20 protein-coding genes and 1 pseudogene are annotated in these 22974 nt (G+C 41.8%); 20 read left to right on the top strand and 1 reads right to left on the bottom strand.

From position 1 onward, the window contains the following. Positions 1-118 precede the first annotated feature (118 nt). The 8 genes and pseudogenes from NSS87_RS09180 (at position 119) to NSS87_RS09215 (ending at position 7476) form a co-directional block, all read left to right on the top strand. On the top strand, positions 119-2242 hold the full coding sequence (locus NSS87_RS09180) for a deaminase domain-containing protein (protein WP_339246453.1): 2124 nt from the start codon (positions 119-121) through the stop codon (positions 2240-2242). An 11-nt stretch (positions 2243-2253) separates the two neighbouring features. Further along, entirely contained in the window at positions 2254-2661 is a 408-nt protein-coding gene (locus NSS87_RS09185) for a hypothetical protein (protein WP_076287083.1), read from the top strand. Between the two features lie 331 nt (positions 2662-2992). Beyond that, positions 2993-3454 (top strand): annotated as a pseudogene (locus tag NSS87_RS09190) (transposase); the annotation flags it as partial. A 163-nt stretch (positions 3455-3617) separates the two neighbouring features. Continuing rightward, positions 3618-3866 carry a hypothetical protein gene (locus tag NSS87_RS09195; protein ID WP_339246457.1) on the top strand — a complete coding sequence of 83 codons (249 nt, stop codon included), beginning with the start codon at positions 3618-3620 and terminating at the stop codon, positions 3864-3866. A gap of 140 nt (positions 3867-4006) precedes the next feature. Then, a complete protein-coding gene (locus NSS87_RS09200; protein ID WP_076287086.1) occupies positions 4007-4651 on the top strand; it encodes a pentapeptide repeat-containing protein in 645 nt (214 codons plus the stop codon). An 875-nt stretch (positions 4652-5526) separates the two neighbouring features. After that, the gene (locus NSS87_RS09205) at positions 5527-6093 is read left to right on the top strand and encodes an HNH endonuclease (protein ID WP_339246461.1); all 567 of its coding nucleotides are present in this window, start codon (positions 5527-5529) and stop codon (positions 6091-6093) included. Positions 6094-6095: 2 nt separating this feature from the next. Continuing rightward, positions 6096-6524 (top strand): SMI1/KNR4 family protein, encoded by a 429-nt coding sequence (locus NSS87_RS09210; RefSeq protein WP_076287069.1) that lies wholly within the window; start codon positions 6096-6098, stop codon positions 6522-6524. Positions 6525-7224: 700 nt separating this feature from the next. Then, positions 7225-7476 carry a hypothetical protein gene (locus tag NSS87_RS09215; protein ID WP_339246464.1) on the top strand — a complete coding sequence of 84 codons (252 nt, stop codon included), beginning with the start codon at positions 7225-7227 and terminating at the stop codon, positions 7474-7476. A 16-nt stretch (positions 7477-7492) separates the two neighbouring features. On the opposite strand, the gene NSS87_RS09220 is transcribed toward NSS87_RS09215, so the two are convergent. Beyond that, complete coding sequence (locus tag NSS87_RS09220) at positions 7493-7918, bottom strand: helix-turn-helix domain-containing protein (RefSeq protein WP_339246467.1); 426 nt, start codon at positions 7916-7918, stop codon at positions 7493-7495. 706 nt (positions 7919-8624) lie between these two features. Here NSS87_RS09220 and essC point away from each other — a divergent pair. Genes essC through NSS87_RS09280 form a run of 12 tightly spaced genes read left to right on the top strand, consistent with a single transcriptional unit; the run spans position 8625 to position 22965 of the window. Further along, positions 8625-12611, top strand: a complete 3987-nt coding sequence (essC, locus tag NSS87_RS09225; RefSeq protein WP_339246469.1) for a type VII secretion protein EssC — start codon at positions 8625-8627, stop codon at positions 12609-12611. A 20-nt stretch (positions 12612-12631) separates the two neighbouring features. After that, on the top strand, positions 12632-13339 hold the full coding sequence (locus NSS87_RS09230) for a hypothetical protein (protein ID WP_339246471.1): 708 nt from the start codon (positions 12632-12634) through the stop codon (positions 13337-13339). A gap of 20 nt (positions 13340-13359) precedes the next feature. Next, positions 13360-13611 carry a hypothetical protein gene (locus tag NSS87_RS09235; protein WP_076286996.1) on the top strand — a complete coding sequence of 84 codons (252 nt, stop codon included), beginning with the start codon at positions 13360-13362 and terminating at the stop codon, positions 13609-13611. A 27-nt stretch (positions 13612-13638) separates the two neighbouring features. Beyond that, on the top strand, positions 13639-15096 hold the full coding sequence (locus tag NSS87_RS09240; protein ID WP_339246474.1) for a hypothetical protein: 1458 nt from the start codon (positions 13639-13641) through the stop codon (positions 15094-15096). 21 nt (positions 15097-15117) lie between these two features. Continuing rightward, the gene (locus tag NSS87_RS09245) at positions 15118-15465 is read left to right on the top strand and encodes a hypothetical protein (RefSeq protein WP_076301096.1); all 348 of its coding nucleotides are present in this window, start codon (positions 15118-15120) and stop codon (positions 15463-15465) included. Between the two features lie 21 nt (positions 15466-15486). Continuing rightward, complete coding sequence (locus tag NSS87_RS09250; RefSeq protein ID WP_339246477.1) at positions 15487-16536, top strand: SAF domain-containing protein; 1050 nt, start codon at positions 15487-15489, stop codon at positions 16534-16536. A 5-nt stretch (positions 16537-16541) separates the two neighbouring features. Beyond that, complete coding sequence (locus NSS87_RS09255; protein WP_339246478.1) at positions 16542-17111, top strand: hypothetical protein; 570 nt, start codon at positions 16542-16544, stop codon at positions 17109-17111. Between the two features lie 6 nt (positions 17112-17117). Next, complete coding sequence (locus tag NSS87_RS09260) at positions 17118-17951, top strand: hypothetical protein (RefSeq protein WP_339246480.1); 834 nt, start codon at positions 17118-17120, stop codon at positions 17949-17951. Beyond that, positions 17944-19791, top strand: a complete 1848-nt coding sequence (locus NSS87_RS09265; protein ID WP_339246482.1) for an ATPase, T2SS/T4P/T4SS family — start codon at positions 17944-17946, stop codon at positions 19789-19791. Before NSS87_RS09260 ends, NSS87_RS09265 begins: the two co-directional genes overlap by 8 nt. After that, positions 19788-21869 carry a hypothetical protein gene (locus tag NSS87_RS09270; RefSeq protein ID WP_339246485.1) on the top strand — a complete coding sequence of 694 codons (2082 nt, stop codon included), beginning with the start codon at positions 19788-19790 and terminating at the stop codon, positions 21867-21869. The genes NSS87_RS09265 and NSS87_RS09270 overlap by 4 nt, the downstream gene beginning before the upstream one ends. A gap of 13 nt (positions 21870-21882) precedes the next feature. Then, a complete protein-coding gene (locus NSS87_RS09275) occupies positions 21883-22386 on the top strand; it encodes a hypothetical protein (RefSeq protein ID WP_339246487.1) in 504 nt (167 codons plus the stop codon). 57 nt (positions 22387-22443) lie between these two features. After that, complete coding sequence (locus tag NSS87_RS09280; protein ID WP_094870407.1) at positions 22444-22965, top strand: hypothetical protein; 522 nt, start codon at positions 22444-22446, stop codon at positions 22963-22965. Positions 22966-22974 lie beyond the last annotated feature (9 nt).

Genomic DNA, 22974 nt, shown 5'->3' on the forward strand with positions numbered 1-22974 from the left:
TATATAGGTGTGCGCTCCAAATACTTAAGTTTTTAAAGATGAAGTAGTACATAAAGACCTGTGGGGTCGAAGAAAGTAGTGCATTGGATGGTCTAAGTGTAAGAACTGGAGGTCATAAATGGCATTGGACAAAATGGTATTTAAAGAAGATGAAGTCGAACGCCTGCAGACAAAAATGAGACTGGTAAGCCAAGATACCAACCGGCTGTACTTGCAGCTGAGAGGTCAGACCAATAACTGGGGTGGTATTCCGCTAGGTTCAGATTTGATACGAGCTCAGACGCTTATCAATGAACTGACGGTAGAAGCTGAAAAGCTTGAAGATATTATTCGTCTTGTAGTAAAAGGTGTTCAAGGCGCACAGGATGAGAACAAGAGGCAGGCTAATCAACTTTTTCAGCAATTTGGTACTCTTGGAGGGATGTTCGGAAAACTTGGGGGAGGCAGTGCAAGTGGGCAGTTTCCGATCCCAACGTATGCCCAGAAGATGGTCACGAAACTGATCACCTCGATTGCTTCTTTAATGGGACGGGATGAGTTGAATAGCGATCCTTTGGTGCAGAAACTCCAAACAACGGTTAAGAATTCCGGACTGGGAACGATCGACTCTATTGCAGCCCATAGCAAGCTGAAGGATATCTACCAGGCACGGGATCAAATTGCAAAAGCGCAGACTGCTTATAAAGTATATCAAGCGTTTGGAAACGAGACCCAAATGGACGCAATGCATAAGCTGGCGGAAGACGCACGCCAAAATCTGAAATATCTAGGCATAGACGACGTCCATTACAAAGCAGGTAAGGATCTAAGTGGGTATTTCAAGAAACCAGCGGTTAAGGCGTGTGATTATGATCCGTCAATTACTACCAGCAGCGTACCATTAGTTCAGAATGAATCGTATCTGCTGATGCTCCGAATGGCGATGGAACCAGGAGATCAGGGAGCCTGGGCTAAGCGCCAACTCGTAGGGGAACGACTGAATATTCCGCCGATGGAGCTTCCAGATGGGACACCGATTACCGCATATAACAATGAAAATGAGATAACACTCAACTATTTTAATGCGCATGTATTAAAACCTAACGAGACCAATTCGTTATCGGCATATTATTTGTGGTTGGAATCAACCTACGGAATGACAGAATGGCGGAAAAAAGTGGTACAAGCGGATGCGGTTACGCGGGCATTTGTAGGATCTCTTATCGAGGAAACCGTTATGGGTGTTGTGGATACGGTGACGTTTACATTCCATTTTGTCATAGACCCGGAGAAGACGACACAGGAAATGGCAGATACAGCATCTTATCTCATGCAACATCCAGAAGTATTGGCAGAAGCAGCGAAGAAGATGTATCATAACTTTAATGAGGGAACGCCGGAGGAAAAGGCTTCCATGCTGGGTGCAGCTGCTTCTGTATTGGTACCGGGGCTATCTGTGACTAAGGGTACAAAGGTAGGAAAAGTGGCCGATGGGGTACAAGATTTTGCCACTAAAGCGATGGAAGGCGTAAAAGACCTTAATAAAGTCCTTCAGAATTCCGGTCACTTGGCTGAACTCCCGAAATTCAAGCCATTTTTAAGCACGCCAGAAGGTGTGCCTTTCAGTGTAGGAAAGATCCCCATGGATTCGAATCCACTGCCCAAAACATTTGTGCAGGAGCATTATATAAATGAGATGAATGGGTTAGGGGATGTGAAAGGTGGTAAGATTGAGGGGACGGGTAAAAATAAATTACCTAATCGGACAATAGATAGCTTATATGAGAAGACTCAAAATGTTAGAGGAGATATTAACAGAGAAATAGAAAAAATAGGGAATTCCGACGAATACAAAAATCTCTCAAAAACACAGAGAGATAAACTTGATAGAAAACTAAGAAAGTTAAGTAGTGGGAATGTCGCAGTGGCAGATGTAAGCATTCCTGATATTAAAAAAGAATTTCAAGCACACAGTCAGATTCATTCCTCTGATAGCGTTGGTAGTAATGTTGGAGATTTTAGTTCTTCCAAAGTTGATAAGTCATTGGAAACCTATGTTGATGATGAATTTCCAAGATTTAATGACACGGAGGCAAAGATTCTTGAAGATATTGCTTCTCAAATAAAAGACCCTAATGTTAAAGGGCGAATAGATTTGTTTACAGAACTAGATGCATGTCAAAGTTGTTCCAATTTAATTATGGAATTTAGACGTAAGTTCCCAAATATTGAGTTAAATGTCTACTCTAAAAATATGAAATAAGGACTGATGATATGAACATGACAAGTTATGAATCAATAAAATCATCTATAGTTTTAGACTTTGAAGAATATATTGAAGAAGAAGGTTTAAATGTGGCGCAGGTTTCAGCAAAAACTTTGGAAGAGGATTGGAGAATAGTAAACGATAGTTTGTTTACTAAAACATTATATTTTGTTTCTATTACAATAGAGAGTTTGAAATATAAAGAAATTGCTGATTTTATATATTCTAAACTAGAGAGTTATCTGAAAATCACTAACTTTGAAGAGCATATAGATAAATATGACATTGATAAGCTGTTACAAGACATTCAAATCTGTAAACAATTAATTAATAATAAAAGTGAATACACAATCAGGGAAACAAGCGATTCTACTAAATCAAGAGTAGAATACATCTTAGGTTTGAAAGCTGATTAATTGTAGTGTTGTATAGGTGGTTGCTACGAACATAATCATGTGGGGGCTACCCAGTGCCGAATGAACTCATCATTCAACCAATAGCACACTTAACTCATGTAATACCGCTACAAGAATTTCTTGATTTCCTTTGTACGCACGTAATGCTTGATTAGTATAACCTAATTAATGCTAAAGCGTTACATATAACAGGTCGATTATGGTCAGATACCACCATGATTGACCTGTTTTTTGTTATGTTCGCTTTCTTGCGTTTTTTTCAAATTTACTCGCAACTGTAGATTACCCTGTAGCGATAGTGAGGAAGAGGTAGACAGAATCACAACTTTCAAGATACATAGCACGACAACTATAGTAAGTAGCCCAAACCGACTACAAACTCGAGTCGATGGACGGAATCAACATCGTTACAGCAGCGGAACTGGTCCCTGAAATCGGAAACATTTATCGCTTCTCAAATGCAGATAAGCTAGCCCGTTTCGCAGGAATCGCACCGATACGCTTTAGTTCGGGCGGCAAGGGCAAAGACCAAGCAAGTGGTCAAGGTAATGTTCTGAATAGCATCTTCCACAACCTAGCCGTACAACAAATACAAGTAGCCAAAGGGAAGAACAAGAGACAGCGTAATCCCTTGTTCTACAAGTTCTATCAACGGAAGCTAGCAGAAGGGAAAACCAAGAAACAAGCCCTTATATGCGTAATGAGAAGGCTTGTGAACATCATCTACAGCATGATGAAGAACAAAACAGAATACAGAGCATTGAGTCCTCTAACGGAACTAAAAGCCGGATGATATAATGGTGGTAATTGGTAAAACAGTTATCACCTCTCTTTTAGTCGAGTTTAAGATTACTACTTAGGGAACGGGTAAAGGTCAGACAGATGATAGAATTGTTCACCAATTTGACGAAGCTGAGAATTTTATTGGCAAAAGAACACAATCTGAGATTGACGATTTGGCACATGATCCAGCTCATGCAGGTTCCACAAGGCAGATTGATATTGAAAAAGGAAAACATGAGGCAAGGGTTGGGTTAGAACTTGAGGAAATGAAAAAATTAGATGGACCTATAACTAGAGATCCATCTGGAAAAGCAGAATTTATAGATGCAAAAGGGCAAGCTTGGGATGTCAAGTCCTTTAATTCAAATTATCCGCCTAAAAAGGGAGTGTTACAAACTTTCGAGCGCTATGAGATCAATTAATAAATCTCTAAGCGAAGATGAAAATGTGATACTAGATGTCTCTAACTTAAGTATCGAAAACAAAGCAGAACTTTTGCATGAATTATCAATTCAAGGTTTAATAGATAAAGTAGTTACATGGCCTTAGGAGGTGGTATTAAATGGATTTACTTACAAAACTAAAGAAATACACTGAGTTTTCAATGGGGCTTTCAAATGAAGTGTGCGAACTTATTTATCAAGATACTTCTTTTGATGGGATAGTGTTTACAGGTTATGATTTAAACAATAGTAGTTTTTTAGAAATAGTATTCAACGAGTGTGACTTTTCAAATGTGTATTTAAGTGGAGCATCGCTCTGCGGTAGTAACTTTAATAGGTGTGAATTTTCAGATAATATATTCAGGAAAGGTAAGGCGGACAATTCGAGGTTTAGTTCAACTGTTTTCAAAAACTTAGATTCTTTTAGAACGACCTTTTATGAATCGAAGTTTTTTGATGTGGAAATTTCAAATGCTAAACTTGAACTAACATATATGGATGATTCAACTTTTTCTGAAGTAGAATTTAAAAAGACTAAATTTTTATCATCAACATTTAATAATTCTACTTTTAAAAATGTGAAATTCCTCAATTGTCACTTTGAAAATACGAAATTCTTAAATATCACTGGTTTTGATGAAATACATTTTGTGAATTCAAGTATTACAATACATGGAGAATTGCTAGTTGGCATATCAAGCCATGAGATGAAAACTCTAATAGATTTTAGCAATACTAGAAAACCGAATAAAGGATTAGATTAGGTTGACTTGGGAAAATCAGGGGAAAGATAAGGCATCGGTTCACAATGATAAAGAAGAAATCTAATTGGTTCTTGAACTTGAGGATATTTCTGACATGAATTTTGTTAGAAACCATTATGACGTAAATGTTAATAATTGCATTAGGGGTCACTTGTTTGGTAACACCTTTTATCAAGGATTAGAAGCTCTGATTAAAGTTATAGGAAAGTTTATATAACAATATGGTGGGAATCTGTTGTTTTTAGAAAATGGTTCAGATCAGCTACTTAGAAAAGAGAATAAGTTAATTATCAATAGTTATTTGGATCTATGCCACATAAAGTACTTAAATCGAAGTTTACTTAGTTTGCTTGACTATTCTTATAGCGAAGAATAAAAAAACATGGGATTTCATCCGACTTCAACGGGGCTACCCAGTGCCGAATGAATTCTTTATTGAACGAGTAACGCACTTAAGTATGTAATACCCGTATAAAGATTTGTTCATTTCGTTTGTACGCACAGTAATTCTTGAAAGGTATAACTTTAATAACGTTAAATCGTTACATAGAACAGGTCGATTATGGTCAGATACCACCATGATTGACCTGTTTTTTGTTACCTTTGTTATCTGCGTTTTTTTCGACATTACTAACAACTGTAAAATGCCATATAACGATAGTAATACTGAGAAATAAAAAGCAAAGAGTAGCACTTTGTCCGTAACATAACTGACTTGCAACGATGACGGTGCAGGAAAGAAATCTGGTGGCGACCAGTCAACATATACAGTTAAGATAACTAATTAGAATTCCGGTCACTTGGCTGAACTCCCGAAATTCAAGCCATTTTTAAGCACGCCAGAATGTGTGCCTTTCAGTGTAGGAAAGATCCCCATGGATTCGAATCCACTGCCCAAAACATTTGTGCAGGAGCATTATATAAATGAGATGAATGGGTTTGGGGATGTGAAAGGTGGTAAGGTTGAGGGGACGGGTAAAGAGACAGGGAAGTTAGAACTGTCAGATTTTAAAGAAGAAATAATGAATACCAAGCCTATGAACTCACCTGTTCCTAAAAAGTGGTATGATAAAGGCGGTACTATTTCGTTAGATAAGAGTGGGACTTGGACTTATACTAATAAAGAAGGGATATCAATTAGTTATCCTAATGGGTATCCTGACTTTTCAGCATATTACCACCCTACTGTTAAACCAGTACCAATTGAAGTTACTGTGCCTAAGAACCCTCAAGAAGACTTCAAAAAAGCTAATTTAGAAGCAGGGCTTAATAAGGATTCTGATCCGCCTGTGCCAGCAAGTAATAAACCTCCTGAAGGTTATTCGTGGCATCATCATGAAGATGGAAAGACAATGATTCTTGTTGATGAAGATATTCATAGAGAGTTTAGACATATCGGTGGTCAGTCTACAGTAAATGGAAAAAATAAAAAAGGAGAATAACCATGGCGAATATGGATCGAGCAAATGAGAAAATAACTATAAATGAAATTCGTGAATTTGAAGGTAAATATGTTCTTAATCTTCCTGAACAGTATATTGATTTTTTGCTTAAATATAATGGAGGCTATCCTGAAACATCTACATTTAAGATTTCTGATGAAGAGGGTGAAAGTGTCGTAAATAAATTTTACGGGATCGGTGATATGAAGGGAAATTTGGCTAAGGTGTTTGAGGTTTTAGATGGTGAGCTACCTGAGGGATTTATTTCGATTGCTAGTGATCCAGGAGGAAACGAGATTTGTATTGGAGTTAGTGAGAAATACTTTGGAAAAATATATTTTTGGATGCATGACATGGAGTCAGATGTAGAAATGGAAAATATGTTTTTTTTGAAAAACAGTTTTAACGATTTTTTTGAAAATTTATATTAAGGATTATTAATACGAGAAATACCGCCCTTACTATTGGTCTTTTATCCTATTTAGGTTGTTGATGAATAGACCCTACCCAGTGCCGAATAAGTCGGGCGGTTGAGCCTAAGCAGACTTAACCCATGTAATACCCGTATAAAGATTTGGTTATTTTGATTGTACGCACATTAAAGGCTTTATTTTTATAACCCAAATAGCGGTAATCCGTTACATAGAACAGGTCGATTATGGTCAGATACCACCATGATTGACCTGTTTTTTGTTACCTTTGTTATCTGCGTTTTTTTTAAAATTACTCGCACTTGTAAAATATTATATAACTATAGTGACACTGAAAAAGAAAAATCGCACCTTTTAAGATGGAGAGCACGACATCTATAGTAAGGTGTTATTCAAAGAATAGGACTTTGTCCGTAACATAACTGACACTTGCAAAGATGATGACGGTGCAAGAAAGAAATCTGGTGACGACCAGTCAACATATACAGGTAAGTTAACTAATTAGAATTCCGAGCACTTAGCTGAACTCCCGAAATTCAAGCCATTTTTAAACGCACCAGAAGGTGTACCTTTCAATGTAGGGAAGATCCCGATGGAGTTGGGAGGTGTATGAATGAGAATAAGCGTAACTTGATAATGCTGTTATTGTTTGCTTAAACGATTTATACATTCAGCCTGTGGTGATAAAAAAGTTGAGATATTGTCCATTGATGAAGTACGCGATCTAGCTCAGCAAGGCGAGGCGTTGTCGTGGAAGGATTTTGAAGGTTATCCCTTTGAAGACGTTGGTTCAGGTTTGTACATCCGCAAATATGAAATCAATGATGACTACCATGTATTAGTTGGTGGCGGAAGTGTTGATGCAGCTCCTCTGTATATAAATCTTGTCAAAAGAAACGGAGAAAAGATCGATATCCGTTATGATGACATCGATCATTTTATCCTCAATTGAATGATGGACTTTTAGGTTATTCAAATCTTATTTCGTTAGATAACTCATCCAAATGCTCCCAATCGAGTACAACAATTTCTTGCTTAACTTTATATAAGATCTCCTTGTCGGTGAGCCGCTGAATGACACGGTTTAAATGGCGGGGGGGAGTCTCAATCAAAGAGGCTATATCTGGGATGTATGGCGTCTGAATTTCTTTTCCAAACTCCCGTTGGAGCTGTATCGTTAATAAATAACTTGCAAGTCGTTCCTCGACAGCGCCTAGTAAGTTCGTTCGTGATGCGGATGTGTAGGTTAGAAGCTTGTAAGAAAGATGTTTCTGCATTAAATCTTTAAAGCTATGATTATCCATTTGGTCAGATCCAACCTTTTGTTTTGAGATAAATAAGAGGGTGGTTTGCTGTACGGCTTCCACTTGTGATTGGACTACAACCTCTTGCACGAACTCAATATCTCCGAATAAAGACAAGGATGAGCAGAAGCGTAATAACAAGGAGTTTCCTGTTCCCACTAGAAGAAACCTTAGTGCGCCCCTCCACTTGAAATTAAATTCCGTCCAGCTCATCGCCCTCATGCAAAATGATTTCATTCTGCTTGGATTAAAGAATACATCAGGCAGCCTCATACGAGGTTGTCTGTTTGCATTTGCTTAAACATATATGAGATTTAATATCGGGAAATAGTTCGAGTTAGCAGGGATTTCCTAGTTTTTTCACGGGTTAATTCCTTATCAGAAGTATGAATTCTCTCCAGTTTGGTAGAAATGGTCTGATACATAGGGTCTAAAATGGAATATTGGATACAAAAAACTCGTAATTTTAGTACTGAAAAGTAAGGTGAACAAAAAGAAATAAAAAAAGTAAATGTGCCAAATGTCTTAAATTATATCAAAAAGAAAGAACGGTGAGGTGACCTTAGAACTGGATCTATGTACACTAGTAATTTTACTTTTATGAAAATAATGGTAATTTATTGGGGATCTTTGAACCATTTTAGCAAAAAATGTTATGGAAAATATAAACTATTTAGTCGTCGAACCGATAATGCAGTATGTATCTCCTAAATTGGAAAATAATTTATTTTTTATTTAAAATTTACACTATTTATCCTTGTTAATCCAAAATTCCTATCCAGTGGTGATGAAAAAGATGAGTGCTCAAGAAATGCTAACTAATCAGGTACAAAGAACCCCTCGAATTAAACCAAATTACCCGGAAGGTGAATTGGTTTTGGAGGATCCTGCCCGACCATCGGGAAAACCAACCTTCTCATGGTTGACGATTATAGTCCCCCCCATCGGGATGTTAGTCATCTCTATATTTATGTCAACATTGACCAGGTCGTTTACCATGCTGATATCAACCATGGGTATGACTGTTCTGACGGTCATGGTTTCAATTTTGAATTATAAATCCAGTGTGAAAAAACATCATGAACAGAACAAGAAACTTGAAAAGAAATATCTCAACTACTTATTCCAGGTTCGTAATGATTTACAAAGTGCCGCCAGTACGCAACGAGAAGCCTATACATATATCCATCCAAGTATTCAATCCTGCGTAGAAATCGTACGGGGGAGAAGCAAGCAGTTGTGGGAAAAAACCGGAATTGAAGATGACTTTTTGAATCTCAGGGTTGGTGTTGGTATCCAGCCGATTGCTCTGGTGCCAATATATAGCTCGAAAGCGAAAGCAATTGACGATGACAACCCACTTGAAGAAATCGCCAGTAAAATATGCGAAGAGATGTATTTTGTGCGAGATATTCCGGTCTACATACCGCTAAGGAATATTAATACGCTCGGAATATACGGCAAACAGCAGGAGGTTCGTGATTTCCTCAATGGAGTTCTAGTTCATTTAACAACACACCAAGGCTACGATGATGTAAGAGTAATATGCGTGATGCAGCCTGATGATCTGGAACACTGGGAATGGTTGAAATGGTTGCCCCATACATGGAATAAAAATCGAAGCCAGAGAAGTTTGGCTACAACATCCTTTGATGCCTCCAATATTGCGGATGAATTACTTCCAGAGCTTAGAAAAAGAGAAGAAAACAGCACGAATGGTTATGGACTACAGCCAATGCAGACCCCGCATTATGTTTTTCTGGTTTTTGCTCCTGAACTGTGGGACAGCACGGATATGATGAAGTATTTGCTCTCGGGCAATGCTTCACTTGGAGTGACCAGCATTTTTACATCAGAAAAGATTGATGTTGCGCTGCCGCTGAATTCCCAGGCTATTCTGGAAATCAAGGATGGTAAGGGGATGGTTCGAAAAGATACTAATCAGCTGTTAAGTCATTTAGCGGATTATTTTTATGCCGATTCTCTGGATAAAAAAAATTCAGAGTTTTTTGCCCGTTCCTTGTCTCCGCTCAGAATTAAGGAAGGTCAAAATAACAGCTATATCCCACCAATGGTTACTTTTCTGGAGAGCTTTGAGGTTGAGCAGGTAGAGGATCTAAAGGTAATGGAGCGCTGGTCAAAAAACCAGGCTAACCGTACAATGTCCATTCCTCTGGGGCTCGGGGCAGGCGGGAAATTTCTTTTGTTCGATATGCACGAAAAAAGCTATGGTCCACATGGTCTAGTAGCCGGCACTACCGGATCGGGGAAAAGTGAGCTGCTTCAGTCTCTACTTTTGGGTCTGGCGGTAAATTATCATCCGCATGAGATTGCTTTTGTACTGATCGACTATAAGGGTGGAGGAATGGCTAATGCTTTTCTTGGACTTCCACATCTGGTGGGAACAATCACCAATCTTGGCGGTAATCAGATCAATCGGGCCCTTGCCTCCATCAAAAGTGAGCTTTTGCGGAGACAGCGACTGTTCAGTGAAGCCGGAGTGACCAGCATTGATAATTACATCATTCTTTACCGCAATAAAGAAGTTAACCTTCCCTTGCCGCATTTGATCATAGTGGTAGATGAGTTCGCAGAACTTAAATCAGATCAACCGGAATTTATGAAAGAGCTAGTCAGTGCGGCACGGGTCGGAAGAAGCTTGGGGATTCACTTAATATTGGCAACACAAAAACCTTCTGGCGTAGTCGATGACCAGATCTGGAGTAACTCCAGATTTAAGCTATGTCTGAAGGTGCAGACACCTTCGGATAGTCAGGAGATGCTGAAACGCACGGAGGCAGCAGAGATCAAAGAAAAAGGCCGTGGGTATTTGCAAGTTGGTAATAATGAAGTATTCACTTTGTTCCAATCCTCCTGGAGCGGAGCGCCTTATCAAGCAGGGGAGACAGATCAGGATGGAAGTCCCAAGATGGATATCGTTTCACTAAGTGGTGAACGTAGAGCTCTGATTCCGAAAGCGAAAAACAGTGATCATGCCTCGCAACTGAGTGAGCTGCAGGCTGTAGTTAATCATATAGCTGCCATTTCTGCTGAGCAATCGATCGGAGAGGCCTTTCAGCTGTGGCTGCCTCCACTTCCGGAGACTATGACTTTAGCGGATGTTATGGATCAGAATCAGATCTGGGATGGGCAATCATGGAAGCAGCCAGATCAGAATCTTATTGCCACCGTTGGACGAATTGATAATCCGTCAGATCAGGAGCAATACAATCTGGATATTAATTTTAATCAGGATGGACATTTACTGGTTTATGGAGCGCCGAGCAGCGGTAAGACTACGCTGTTAAAGACAATTATCATGTCCCTCGCCTTGAAATATGAACCTGATTACGTTCATTTCTATATATTGGATTTTGGTACACGTACCTTGGGAGTATTCCACGAGCTTCCACATGTAGGGGATATTATTTTTCCAGAGGATGAACAAAAGCTTGGAAAACTGATCAGTTGGTTGTTGTCCCAATTGGATGAACGCAAACGTAAGTTTTCTCAGCTTGGAATCAGCAATTTGGTCTCGTACAGTGCGGCCACTGGAGAGAAGGTTCCTTATATTGTTATTCTGCTCGATAATTACACAGGATTCTCAGAAGCCTATGATGACTTTATCTTAGAGCTTTCCAAGTTGGTGCGTGAAGGCGGTAATTACGGGATATACTTCGTGTTCGCTGCCAATGCTGTAAACTCTTATCCTTACCGAATCAGCCAGAATATTAAGCAGGCTCTAGTATATCAAATGTCTGATAGATTGGATTATTCCAGTATTCTGGGCAGAACAGAAGGGATGGAGCCAACGAATACCGTAGGGCGCGGACTGCTCAAAGATAACCGGATTCTGGAATTTCATACCGCGCTTCCTGTGGATGGCAGCTCTGATGATCAGATTGCTGCCTCTCTCCGCCGGATTAGTTCGGAGATGAAAGCAGTGGCAGGAGTGAATAACCCTGTGGGGATTTCAGTGATCCCGGACAAGCTTTCACTGGCAGAGCTTTTGGAACGTGTGCCGAAGGAACAACCGCAGGGGAATTATCTGGTACCGCTCGGGCTGGATTGGGATACTACACTTCCGGTAGAGATTAATGTAAAGCAGGTTAGCAATTTTGTAGTATCTTATACTACTCAAAAGCATGTGGACTTTAGATTTAACGCTTTAATACAAGCTCTTGATAAATCGGCAGGCGAAGTAAATATGGAATTCCATCTGTTTGACAGTGGTGTTGTCAGTATACCGAGTCTGAAAGCTAGTTCAACGATTACGCGCTATATGAGTACAGCTGAAGAGTTTTTACAGCTCACACAATCCTTAGTGGATCAGCTGCAACTAAGGAAAAATGATGCCCGGCAAGCTTTTGCAGATGCCCAAAATCGTGAAGAATTTGACGAGGCGGAGTATATTCTGTCTAAGTATCCGCTTCTTGTCATTGTAATGCCACATCTTAAGTCCGCTTTTGATCTGATGGAGAATGATTCACTGGATCATTTGGAGCGGATAGCAAGGTTTGGCGGTGGACTTGGTGTATTGCTGCTGGTCGGCAGCGATTCGTTTGAACTGAATCAAATGCATTTGGTCACTGATTTTGCGGGTGAACTGATTAACAGTGGACATGCATTGTTGTCCGATGGAAGACCCAACGATCACTTGTCTTATGCTCCATTACTCGAGAATATGGAATACCATGAGCTGAACGAAGTGTTGGACAATACTGAAGCGATGCTGCTAACTGAGGGGACCATATCACGCCTCAAAATGATTACAGAACTATAGATAAGCAGGTGAAGAAAGCGATGAAGCCGGCTCGTGAAATGTTTGAATTGCATCCTTTAGAAATTATCTATTTGACTGCTTTGATAGGAGAAACTAGTTTTCCAGGTCTGGATATCGATCTCAAAGGCGAATCGGAGCGCAATTTACGCTCCCTAATGGATACTCAGATGAGGTCGCTGGAAGTGAAGGGATATTTAGAGGTTGATTTTGTGGGGCTCGCTAAAGTGAATGAAGTGCTTCATAGAGGTATCGCTATTGCATCCAGCTGCAAATCTTATTTTTGCCAGCTTATGCATACAAATCAGCAGACTTGCAAGGTCTTCTATTTTGTTCAGGATGAAGTTTGGTTTGAACTTGAGCATCAGCCGGAAAGTAACACCTATAAGCTTCAGGAGATTTATGCACTACATGAGCTGATGTATCAGGTCATTGAGAGAATCCCTTTAGTGTGGGAATTGAGCGATAAAGATAAATTACAAAAAGCGATAAATAAAGAAGTAGATCTTGAAACGTGGGTGGGGAAGTCTCTTCAAGCAGGTGCATTCATAACTTCCTTAGCAGAAATCCAATGTATTACCGAGGAGGCACAGGTGATTCGCGAACTGAACCTGATGATTCATGAAGATCAAATGTGGCTGCTGCGTGGGGTGGAAGAAGACGCCAGTCAAACCACGCAATCCTTGTCTACAGTAGTAAATGAATTATGTAATTGGCTGCAAGAAGTTTAACAAATCTGGGGGATCAGACTATGTCAACTGCACTGACTACTTTTGTATTTAAAGGTGAAAGAGAGAAGTATTTGGATTTGGAAGTCTCTCTTTCTATTTCTACAGGGCAATGTATCGAGCTACTTAAGCAAGCCAACTGGCTTCCGGATAACTGGGAATTTAAATGTGAAGCCAGCCGTACGGGCGAAGAATGGATTGAGTTGGGGCCGCATGCTGTTCTCGCAGAGATTATACAAGGGGACGGAGCCATAGTTCGTATTTTGCCCTATTGAACTGGGAGATCGTAAAGGAGGATTCCTATGAAAAGCGTACACTTAGTCTGCTCACCTGAACTTATAATGCTGCTATCCAGGTCGCTGGAGCATGAGGGTTATGTAATTTCCGGTAAACATTCTACATTACATAGTTTTATAAGTGGTTTCAGTAGTAAGGAAGTCGATCCTTCATCCATTGTAATTATGGAGGGCGGTGCGGGTCTGGGCACACCGGTCAAGGCTGCGGATATTATCAGTTTCATGACACTGATCCGCAAATATCTTAAACATACGCGGCTGATTGTTCAGTTAGACCCGGCGCTGCAAACGGATGTTGAATTTATACGGACCCTGGTAAATATGAACATACATGATCTTCAGTTCACTACGGAATTTCAGGGCGATGATCTTCTGAATTGGATCAAAGAGAAAAAAACTACAAGGGATTATTATCATATCCTGGGTAAAAAGAAAGGCCTTTTTTCTTCGTTTAAAGGCTCATCATCAAGAGCAGCTTCTGACGCGGCAGTGGAAGAGGCACCGTCTGCTCCTCCGAGACCGGTGGAGTCGCTTACCCGTCCACAGCCAGTGGCCGGTTCCAGCAATGTAGCGGATGCCGCCAACAGGAGACCTTCTGTTGCTCCTCGCTCTTCAGCAGGATCAACTCCGCCTAGACCGGGGCCTCCGACCAGAAAGGAGACCCCGTCATTAGCCGAAGCGGAAACGCTGGAGAGTCTGGAACAATCTATTCCGGTAGAAGAGGAGTCGACGCCAGCAGCAAGTACGAGAATTCTGGGCAGCAATGTACCACTTGTCATCGGAGTTTGTGGTGTCGGAGGGGAAGAAGACGTAGGTGCGGCGGCATTTCTGCTGGCCGCGGGTCTGGCAGAACTGGGCTGGAAGCCTCTGGTATGCGGAGATGACAGGCCCGAAATCAGTTCGCTTGAACAGATTGTTTTTAAGGGTGAGAAAGAAGATTCGGTTTCTACCATGTTTGAATATGAAGGAGTCACTTTCTATCGCAGAGGGTATTCGTGGGATATTTCGGAGCTTTTGGCCAGTGAGTTCACGCATATCATTCTATGGGTGGATATCCATCGGGAGCGGAAGGGCACCAGCGGACTCGAGCTGTGGTGGAACTCGCAAATTCCTATTTTGGTAGGCAACGGGGCTATGTGGAAGTATGAACTGCTGAAAGAGAAGCTGAACACCCTTAATCCTTATGAGCGCAAGCGGTGCAGGCTACTGCTGGAAAATGGACATCAGGAAGTATTACAAATGTTAAAAAAGGATTTTGCAGAAATTCAAACGACTCTGATGCCTGCACATCAAGATCCTTTGTATCCAGATAAAGCGGCTGTCGAATGGGTAATGAAGCTGCTGACCGTTCAGAAAAAGCTCTTTCGCAAGCAAACGCTGCTCTGGGGAATTGTTGGGACGGTCTTGTTTGTGACCTTGTTATTAATAGGCATAGGATTTTCATTTGTTCCGGAGAGCCGGTAATTATCAATCAGGAGGCTGGGTATGAATTCAGGTATGGTAAGGGGCATTGCTTTTGATTGCCATCGACTTCTCTCCCCTGCCCAGGAGTGCAGCGATAAGATGAGAGCAGCAATCACAGGAGTGTCAGGTTATTGGGTAGATTTGGGTGGGGAAGAGTTTAAGCAGCATTGTGAGGAATGGATTAAGAAAATGAACGAATTTAAAGCTGCCATAGCCCAAATTGAATCAAATATGATGAAATATGCAGATAAATTACAGGTGGAGGAAGAGAGAGCGGAGGCAGCCAGACTTAAGGAAGCTGAGAGACAAGCCTCCGAACGGGCAGCAGCGGCAGCCGCGGCCGCAAAATCGAAAGGGAAAATCAAATAGGGATGGAAATGAGGTCTTGAAGTGGCAATACGTAAGCGGAAAAAAATACTGAGATATACGATCCTATCAGGTTGTCTTGTTGCCGTTGCCACATCCGGGGTATGGTTTGCAACTTATCGCCATTATAACGCTAAGCTGATCGACGAGCGGGCAGCTTACGAAGAACAGCTGAATGATAAAGATGAAGTCTTGCAGCGCTATATGGATCAATCCCAGACAGCCTATGTTCTGATATCTCCAAAGCTAGCTGGAGAGGTGATTACCGCTGAGGATGTAATGGAAGAGAAGCTACCCAAATTCTCCTCACCGGATAATCTGATCAGTGAGTCTAAAGCGATTGTAGGCAAGTACTTGAAGATTGATGCATTGTCAGGCACAGCGGTAACTACTGAAATGGTACGTGATGAAGCGAGATTGGAGCCATCAGAACGAAAAGAAGAGACTGAATATATTAAACTGCCGCTTCGGTTAACGAAAAAAGATGTCGTAGATATTCGGATAGTTTTCCCAAATGGCGAGGATTACATAGTCGTAGGAAAGAAGTCGCTGAAGGACGTAGATTTAGCGAATCAATATACATTTTTTAATGACAATGAAGAAGAAGCACAGCTCCTGCAAGCTGCCCTGGTGGATGCATACATAAATAACGCAGAGCTGTATATGAAACAGTACGTAGAACCGGAGCTTCAGCCTGAACCTGTAGTCAATTATGTCCCTAATCTGGATGTACTTGGAGTAATTAAGGATAATCCTTTCATTATAGATCAGGCCAAGTGGAGTCTTGCTGCCAATCTTCGTAAGGAACTGGAGAAACGGCTCGAAGTTATGGAGGATGAAGATAGAATTCGTGTGGGAGCACAGGCACCAAGCGGCAGTGGTGTGATCCAGAGAAAGGCTGTTCAGGGAGCGGCGGCAGCAGAGGAAGCTGCGAAAGTTGATGACAGCCAATCCGTGAACGGAGTGATAGATCGGACCAATCAAGCGCCGATCGATTCAAGTGCAGACCAGAGTTCAGCGGGTGTGACGAATAAAGAAGCAACCACAGATGACAGTCTGCTGGAAGGAGAGTGACCGATTTGCACATTGTTGTCGCAGGGGATTGCGAGAAGCACGATTTCATACTGGCAGCGGCTATTCTGTTGAAAAGTTATTTCAACAACGATGTCATGATTATTTCGGATAACAGCAGGAATTATCAGTATTTTGAAGGCGAAGTGTCTGGTATAAAGATTGCTGATTCAAGCGTAGCTGACAAACCGGATATCGTTCTGTATGACTGGCATCATGGGTATCCTGAGGGTCTTGAGGAGGAGATTATTGTCTTCGCAACCACCTATGAACGTCAGGCTATGGAGAACGTAGATATGTTGCTGGATCAGAAACGAATGCCTACTGTACTGCTTATCATAGAAGAAGAATGCGGACTTGGACTGAAGTATGTGGATAAATATTATCCAGTGATTACCTCAAAAATCAGTTACATCAGTAGTGCGGAGCGAAGAATTGATTGGGTCCATGATGGAAGGGTGGATCTTAAGGTAGATAAAGATTTTGCCGAAGCTGTAAATGACTTTTTGATTGAAATTTGCGATGTTCCAAAGCAAGACATCAAGAAGCTGTGGCAGTATGCAAGGAAACGGGGGTAGGTAATTGTGCTTGTAGCTTTCTGGGGACCTGCTCAAGGGCAGGGGAGAACAACTTCGAATATGGCAGCTGTTGCGGCTACCATAGCGCTAGATCATCATATCCGCGTGTTAATGACACATACGCATTTGGAGCAAGGGGTGCTTGAGCATTTGTTCTCACAGACAAGAACAACGCTTCAGTCTGCACAGACCACCGGCGGAATGGATGCGATTGAGAGATTAGTGCAGTGTGGAATGCTGACACCTGAAGGAATTAGAGATCATGCGGAGTCCATTCTTAAGGATCGGTTGGAACTGCTTAGGGGATCTATGAGTACTGAGAAACATGAGACAAAGCTCTTGCTTCCGCATATCTACAAGGATTATCGCAGGTTTTATGATTTGTTATTTGTGGACCTTTCCTCTGAAGATGATCCGGATGTTGTGTCTCTGGTTATGGAGCAGGCAGATTTGATTGTGGTTAACCTAAATCAGAATCAGGTAAGTCTGGATACCTATTTTTTGAACAAGAACAAAGCTCCTGTTCCGAGCCATAAGCCAGTCCTCTATTGTATTGGGGCTTATGAGCGCAGCTCCAGGTTCAATAAAGAGAGAATTATTAAGCTGTATGAATTGAAGAAAAAAGCAGTAGGTGTTATCCCACATCATATTGGTTATATGGATGCTCAAAATGAACGGCGTTTTGTTCAGTTTCTATTGAAGGCAAGAGAGGCTAAATCCCGTTTTCTGGAGTTTAGTGAGGACGGAAACTTCACTGAGGCGGTACGACATATGGGACAGCTTATTCTCCGGATGCTGGAGATTTCTCCAGTATCGGAATTGGATGTTGCGAATGATTAATCTGATTCTGATCTTTGTAGTCCTGATAGCTATTGGAGTGTTCCTCTACTTATGGCTGGGCAGACGTAAGGATGCTGCTCCACCTTCCGTCCAACTGAAATATGATATGAATGAAATCGTGCTGTTTCTGAGAAGGGCTTTTGAGGAGATTATAGCTGCGTCTCTTTATGAAGGAAGTCCAAGTGAGGAAGAATACAACCGTCGGAAGGCGCGGCGAAGAGAATTGCAGAAAGCGCTCCGAAGTTGCATGCACGGCGATCTATCCGCTAAGAAATACGTGAAGCTTTATATGAAGGATCTATTGGTTCAGACCTACGGTCTGGATGAAGGAAATGTAGATAAGATTATCAGCTTCGGCCATACGAATCGATTGACTTCACAGGATTGCTTCGATATCTTGCTTTATGTTTTCAAAAAAGATCATGGTCAGAATGCATTTAATGTAATAGTAAGCAAATATAGCCTGGATACACTGCAAAAGCTGCCTGATGGATCTAAGGGGTATAAGATCACCGAAGAGCAGATTCGCCATATCTATCAGTCCGAGCAGCCGAGATTGTCCATCCAGGACAAGATTGAAATTATTGTTCAGAGAGCTTATCAAATTTATAAGGGGCTCGGCGTTATTGATGAGCTTCGAGATCAGAACATCGACGGAGTCAATGGAGGAACAAGTGGCATGCCTCCTGATGTCGTGCAGACTACAGATTTTCTGGAATATACGAAGCAGCAGCATTTCATACCACAATCCTATGATGCAGTGTGGACTTTCTACCGCGGAAAGTCGCTTCACCTGGAATTCTTAAGTTTTGGTTCTGAGAAGGAGCTTAAGCGGGTTTGCCAAAATATCTATGGGTTTGGTAACCCCGGGCAATTAAATGAATCCAAGGGTTATATCATCAACGATATGGCTGATGGCAGCCGGGTCGTGGTTGTGCGGCCCAAAATGGCTGAAAGCTGGGCTTTTTTTGTCCGCAAATTTAACGATTCACTCGTGGAATTGGATCAGCAAATCCAAGATCAAGGGGCACAGCTTGCGATTGATATGCTTGTTTTTCTCATTCTGGGCCATCAGGTCACAGCCATCACTGGCAGACAAGGCTCGGGCAAAACAACCCTGCTTAAGGCACTGATCAAATATATTGATGCGAAGAATATCCGGATTCAGGAGACTTCCTTCGAGATCTGGGCAAGAAAAATGTATCCGGGTAAAAATATTTTATCCTTTAGAGAAACCCCCTCCGTTAGTGGGCAGGATGGGCTGGATGTGCAGAAAAAAACGGATGGCGCTGTGAATATTGTTGGTGAGGCGGCTACTCATAGTGTGGTCAGTTATGTGATTCAGGCAGCCCAGGTAGCTTCTGAATATACATTATTTACACACCACGGCAAAACACTGCCCAATTTGGTCAGCGCTTTGCGCAATAGTCTTATCGCATCGGGAGCCTTCAGTAATGAGAAAATTGCTGAGGTTCAGGTTGTTGAGGCGCTTGGCTTCAACGTCCATCTGGTCCTGCGTGCTGGGAAAAGATATATCGAACGGATTACAGAGATTATCCCGGCAGATCCACAGTTCGAATATCCTCAGAACTACAAGGATCCTGAGAATATTACGGACAAGCTGGATGCTTTTATGGATACCATGACCGAATATTTTGGCCGGATGACAGATCGGCGTTCCTATGACTATAAGGATGTCATTGTGTGGGAAGCCGGAGAATACGTGACCAAGCATCCGATCAGCAGCCGTAAAATCGATGAAATGCGCAAAAATATGGATGAAGAGGATGCACTAGAATTCACTGCATTTCTTGAGAAGTATTGGGGGCAATCCGCATGAATCTGCAAAACCTATTATTGATTATTTTGGGAACCTCGGGAGTGCTACTGGTTGTCCTGCTTGTGCTGCTTAACATAGTGCAGCGTAAATTGAAGGGAACACAATATCAAGAGCAAAGGCGACTAAAGGCTCTCCTGCCAACGAGAACAAAGGAAAAAAGATGGTTGGAGCAGGCCCATAAAACTTATCCGGTACTTGATGAACTGCCATTAGTGAAGAAACTTCTTCACCGGATGCGCTCGCGTCTGACCTTGGTTCATGCAGGCAATGAAATCATGATCAGAAGTCGCGCGGCTGCGCTGACGCTAATGATTGTTGCTTGTATTCTGATCATTTCGTTGAGTTCATTCCTCTGGACTTCATCCTGGGTAAGCCGTGCGACTATTATGCTAGTCTCAGTTTATCTTGGAGGTGTCCTTAGTGATCTCTTCATTGGGCGTTTAGTGAAGCAGATGTTATATGACCAATCGTCCATGATTCTGGATATTCGCCATGAATATCATCAGACACATATGGTACAAGTCAGCTTGGAGAATTCTGCGGAACGTTCGAAACCAATGGTAGCCGTGCATGCTCGGCAGATTGCTGGAATTCTGGCAGCGGTGGACCCGGAAGATGAACTGCAGAAATATTATGAGATTGCACCTAACCGTTATATGAAGCAACTGGCTGGGGTGAGTTACAAAATAGGTGAATATGGCGATGCGGATATCCATAAAGGGGAGCGTTCGATTTATCTATCGATGCTTGGCAATATCAGAGAAGAGATTCATATGGATATTAATCGCCGTGAGCGAATCGATCGTTTGTTATACGGTATCGTTTTTGTAGCCATTTCACCGGTATTCATGCTGGATCCGATCCGCAATTGGGCGGAGGGAATGTTTCCTATTGTATCTAATTACTACAATTCGGCCTGGGGGTTATATTCTTTAATCTTACTTTATATCACGTTCATAATATCGTTTATTGCCCTGCGGATTCTCAAAGGTGTGGATGAAGACACTCAATCTATCAAAGATGAGGGTAAGTGGTTAAATCGGATCCTAAAGAACAAATGGATTTTCAAACTGGTGGATCGGATCACGCCGGCAGAACATGAGCCTCTTCATTTCAAGGTAGCCGGTAAATTGAAGGATGCTAACTCTGGGTTGTCGCAACATGCCTTCTTTCTGCAGAAAACATTAGCGGCACTCGTTATCTTTATGCTGATCGTATCGCTTCAATTCTCGATCCATGCCAATATCAAGCATAACATCCTGTATCCCAATAAGCAGATCACCACAGGCGGCAATCAGACAGAATCTCAGAAGATGCTTAGCGAGGAACGGTACGCTTTTGAGCAGACTTTAATTGGAGAACTGGTAGCGAAGGATATTACACCGGATCAGATGTTGCCCTACATTCAGGAGAAAGCGGAGAATAAGTCTTTCCTTCAGAACAATCTGAACCATAATGCCTATGCTGCACAGTTAATGAACAGGGTAGAGCAATATCATGAGGAGTATTACAAATGGTATGAGCTTTTGCTGGCTTTTGGGCTGGCGTTGGCAGGGTTTTATCTTCCGGATGCTTATTTAATCATTCGTACCCAGCTGCGAAAGTGGGAAATGCAGAATGAGGTGGATGGCTTCAATACACTTTCCATGATGCTGTCTCAATTTCCGAATATCAGCGTGTACGAAATGATAGAGTGGCTGCATCGTTACAGCTATATTTTTGAGCGGCAGCTGCTACGCTGTATGCTGGATTATGAGGCAGGAGGCTGGAGTGCTATTGAGAATCTGAAGGAGGACGCACGTTTCGTTCCCCTCGAACGGCTCGCAGACCGTTTGCAGGTAGCAGCCGATCTGATCCCGGTGAAGAAGGCGTTTGATGATATGGATGCGGAGAGGGCATTCGCGATGGATCAGCGCAAGGAGCACTATGAGAAGGTCATCAGCAGGAAAAGTACACTGGGTAAAATGTTCGGGTTCTTGCCGATGCAGGCAACGTTCACCTTATATTTACTGCTTCCCTTCGTCTATATGGCCTTCCAACAGCTGGGTGACCTGACTGTTGTAACTGGCAAAATGTGAAGGAGATACAGGCATGGAGAATATAGCAAGCTTTTTGAAAACAACGATATCGATTCTGATCACGCTGGCCATTATATCATCCGGTCTGTTCTTGTGGGGGAAGACACAACCCGTTGTCGAATTGGCGAATAGCCAGGCGGCGGCACAGGCCAGGGAGCTTTCGGAGCAGCAATATTCCGCATTTGACAATCAGATCGTCAGTGGCTCTCAGATTCTTACGGCTTATCGGAGGTACGAATCGCAGCAGGGCTTCTGCTTATACATTGAAAAACCATATGCCAATGGTCAGAATGAGGCAGAAAGAAGATTTAGCATGAATCCAAACGGAGAAGGTTATTGTCGTGCATTTGATTATTCCGGAGCGAAGTTCAAGGAGGGGACCGAAAGAGGCATAGATGAAGAAGAAATTTCGAATGCTTCTGGAAGATATTATATCAGTCCACAAGCTAGATATAGGGCGAAGCTGATAAAAGACAAAAATGAACGGATTGCAGCTATTTATTTCGTAGCGGAGTAGATACGTCAAGAGCAATAAAATAAAAACTAGCTTCAAATAAGGTGAGGAGGAAACATCATGGAGAATATCTCGACCGGACTTAAATGGGTTATCGGCATTATTGTAACCATTCTGATTATTGCCGCAGGCGTAAGTATATATCTGGTTATCAACAACTACTTCATCCGCGCACAGGAACAGACTCTGGCCCAAACCCAAATGATTAATCAAGCGGAGTTCAACAGCTATGATAACAAGGATGTATCCGGCCAGGATGTGATTAATGCGGCAATGCGGTATAAGGGACGTCCGCAGTTCGCGATTTTGATTAAAACAGGGGAAAATACGACTGGGTTCTATGCGGAGAATACTTATAAATCTAGTTACGAAGAACCTAAAGATACGTCTAATCCGGTAGTTGATTTATCTAAGAATAACAAATATACAAAGGGTGTCAGTGTTTCGACAATGCTTGATCAAACAAATACAGATTCATATAACAGAGATAATTATTTGGTGAATACACTCTCTGTCTTTAAAGCGGTTGTTTATAAGGACAGCAATGAGGAAGTTCGTTTAATTGTTTTTAAACAGAAATAAAAACGATAT

Source organism: Paenibacillus sp. FSL F4-0243, assembly GCF_037963295.1.
Classification (GTDB): domain Bacteria; phylum Bacillota; class Bacilli; order Paenibacillales; family Paenibacillaceae; genus Paenibacillus_AQ.

Coding starts and splice junctions, on each gene's coding strand:
- NSS87_RS09180 (WP_339246453.1), top strand. CDS start 119: ATGGCATTGGACAAAATGGTATTTAAAGAAGATGAAGTCGAACGCCTG.
- NSS87_RS09185 (WP_076287083.1), top strand. CDS start 2,254: ATGAACATGACAAGTTATGAATCAATAAAATCATCTATAGTTTTAGAC.
- NSS87_RS09200 (WP_076287086.1), top strand. CDS start 4,007: ATGGATTTACTTACAAAACTAAAGAAATACACTGAGTTTTCAATGGGG.
- NSS87_RS09205 (WP_339246461.1), top strand. CDS start 5,527: ATGGATTCGAATCCACTGCCCAAAACATTTGTGCAGGAGCATTATATA.
- NSS87_RS09210 (WP_076287069.1), top strand. CDS start 6,096: ATGGCGAATATGGATCGAGCAAATGAGAAAATAACTATAAATGAAATT.
- essC (WP_339246469.1), top strand. CDS start 8,625: ATGAGTGCTCAAGAAATGCTAACTAATCAGGTACAAAGAACCCCTCGA.
- NSS87_RS09230 (WP_339246471.1), top strand. CDS start 12,632: ATGAAGCCGGCTCGTGAAATGTTTGAATTGCATCCTTTAGAAATTATC.
- NSS87_RS09235 (WP_076286996.1), top strand. CDS start 13,360: ATGTCAACTGCACTGACTACTTTTGTATTTAAAGGTGAAAGAGAGAAG.
- NSS87_RS09240 (WP_339246474.1), top strand. CDS start 13,639: ATGAAAAGCGTACACTTAGTCTGCTCACCTGAACTTATAATGCTGCTA.
- NSS87_RS09245 (WP_076301096.1), top strand. CDS start 15,118: ATGAATTCAGGTATGGTAAGGGGCATTGCTTTTGATTGCCATCGACTT.
- NSS87_RS09265 (WP_339246482.1), top strand. CDS start 17,944: ATGATTAATCTGATTCTGATCTTTGTAGTCCTGATAGCTATTGGAGTG.
- NSS87_RS09270 (WP_339246485.1), top strand. CDS start 19,788: ATGAATCTGCAAAACCTATTATTGATTATTTTGGGAACCTCGGGAGTG.
- NSS87_RS09275 (WP_339246487.1), top strand. CDS start 21,883: ATGGAGAATATAGCAAGCTTTTTGAAAACAACGATATCGATTCTGATC.
- NSS87_RS09280 (WP_094870407.1), top strand. CDS start 22,444: ATGGAGAATATCTCGACCGGACTTAAATGGGTTATCGGCATTATTGTA.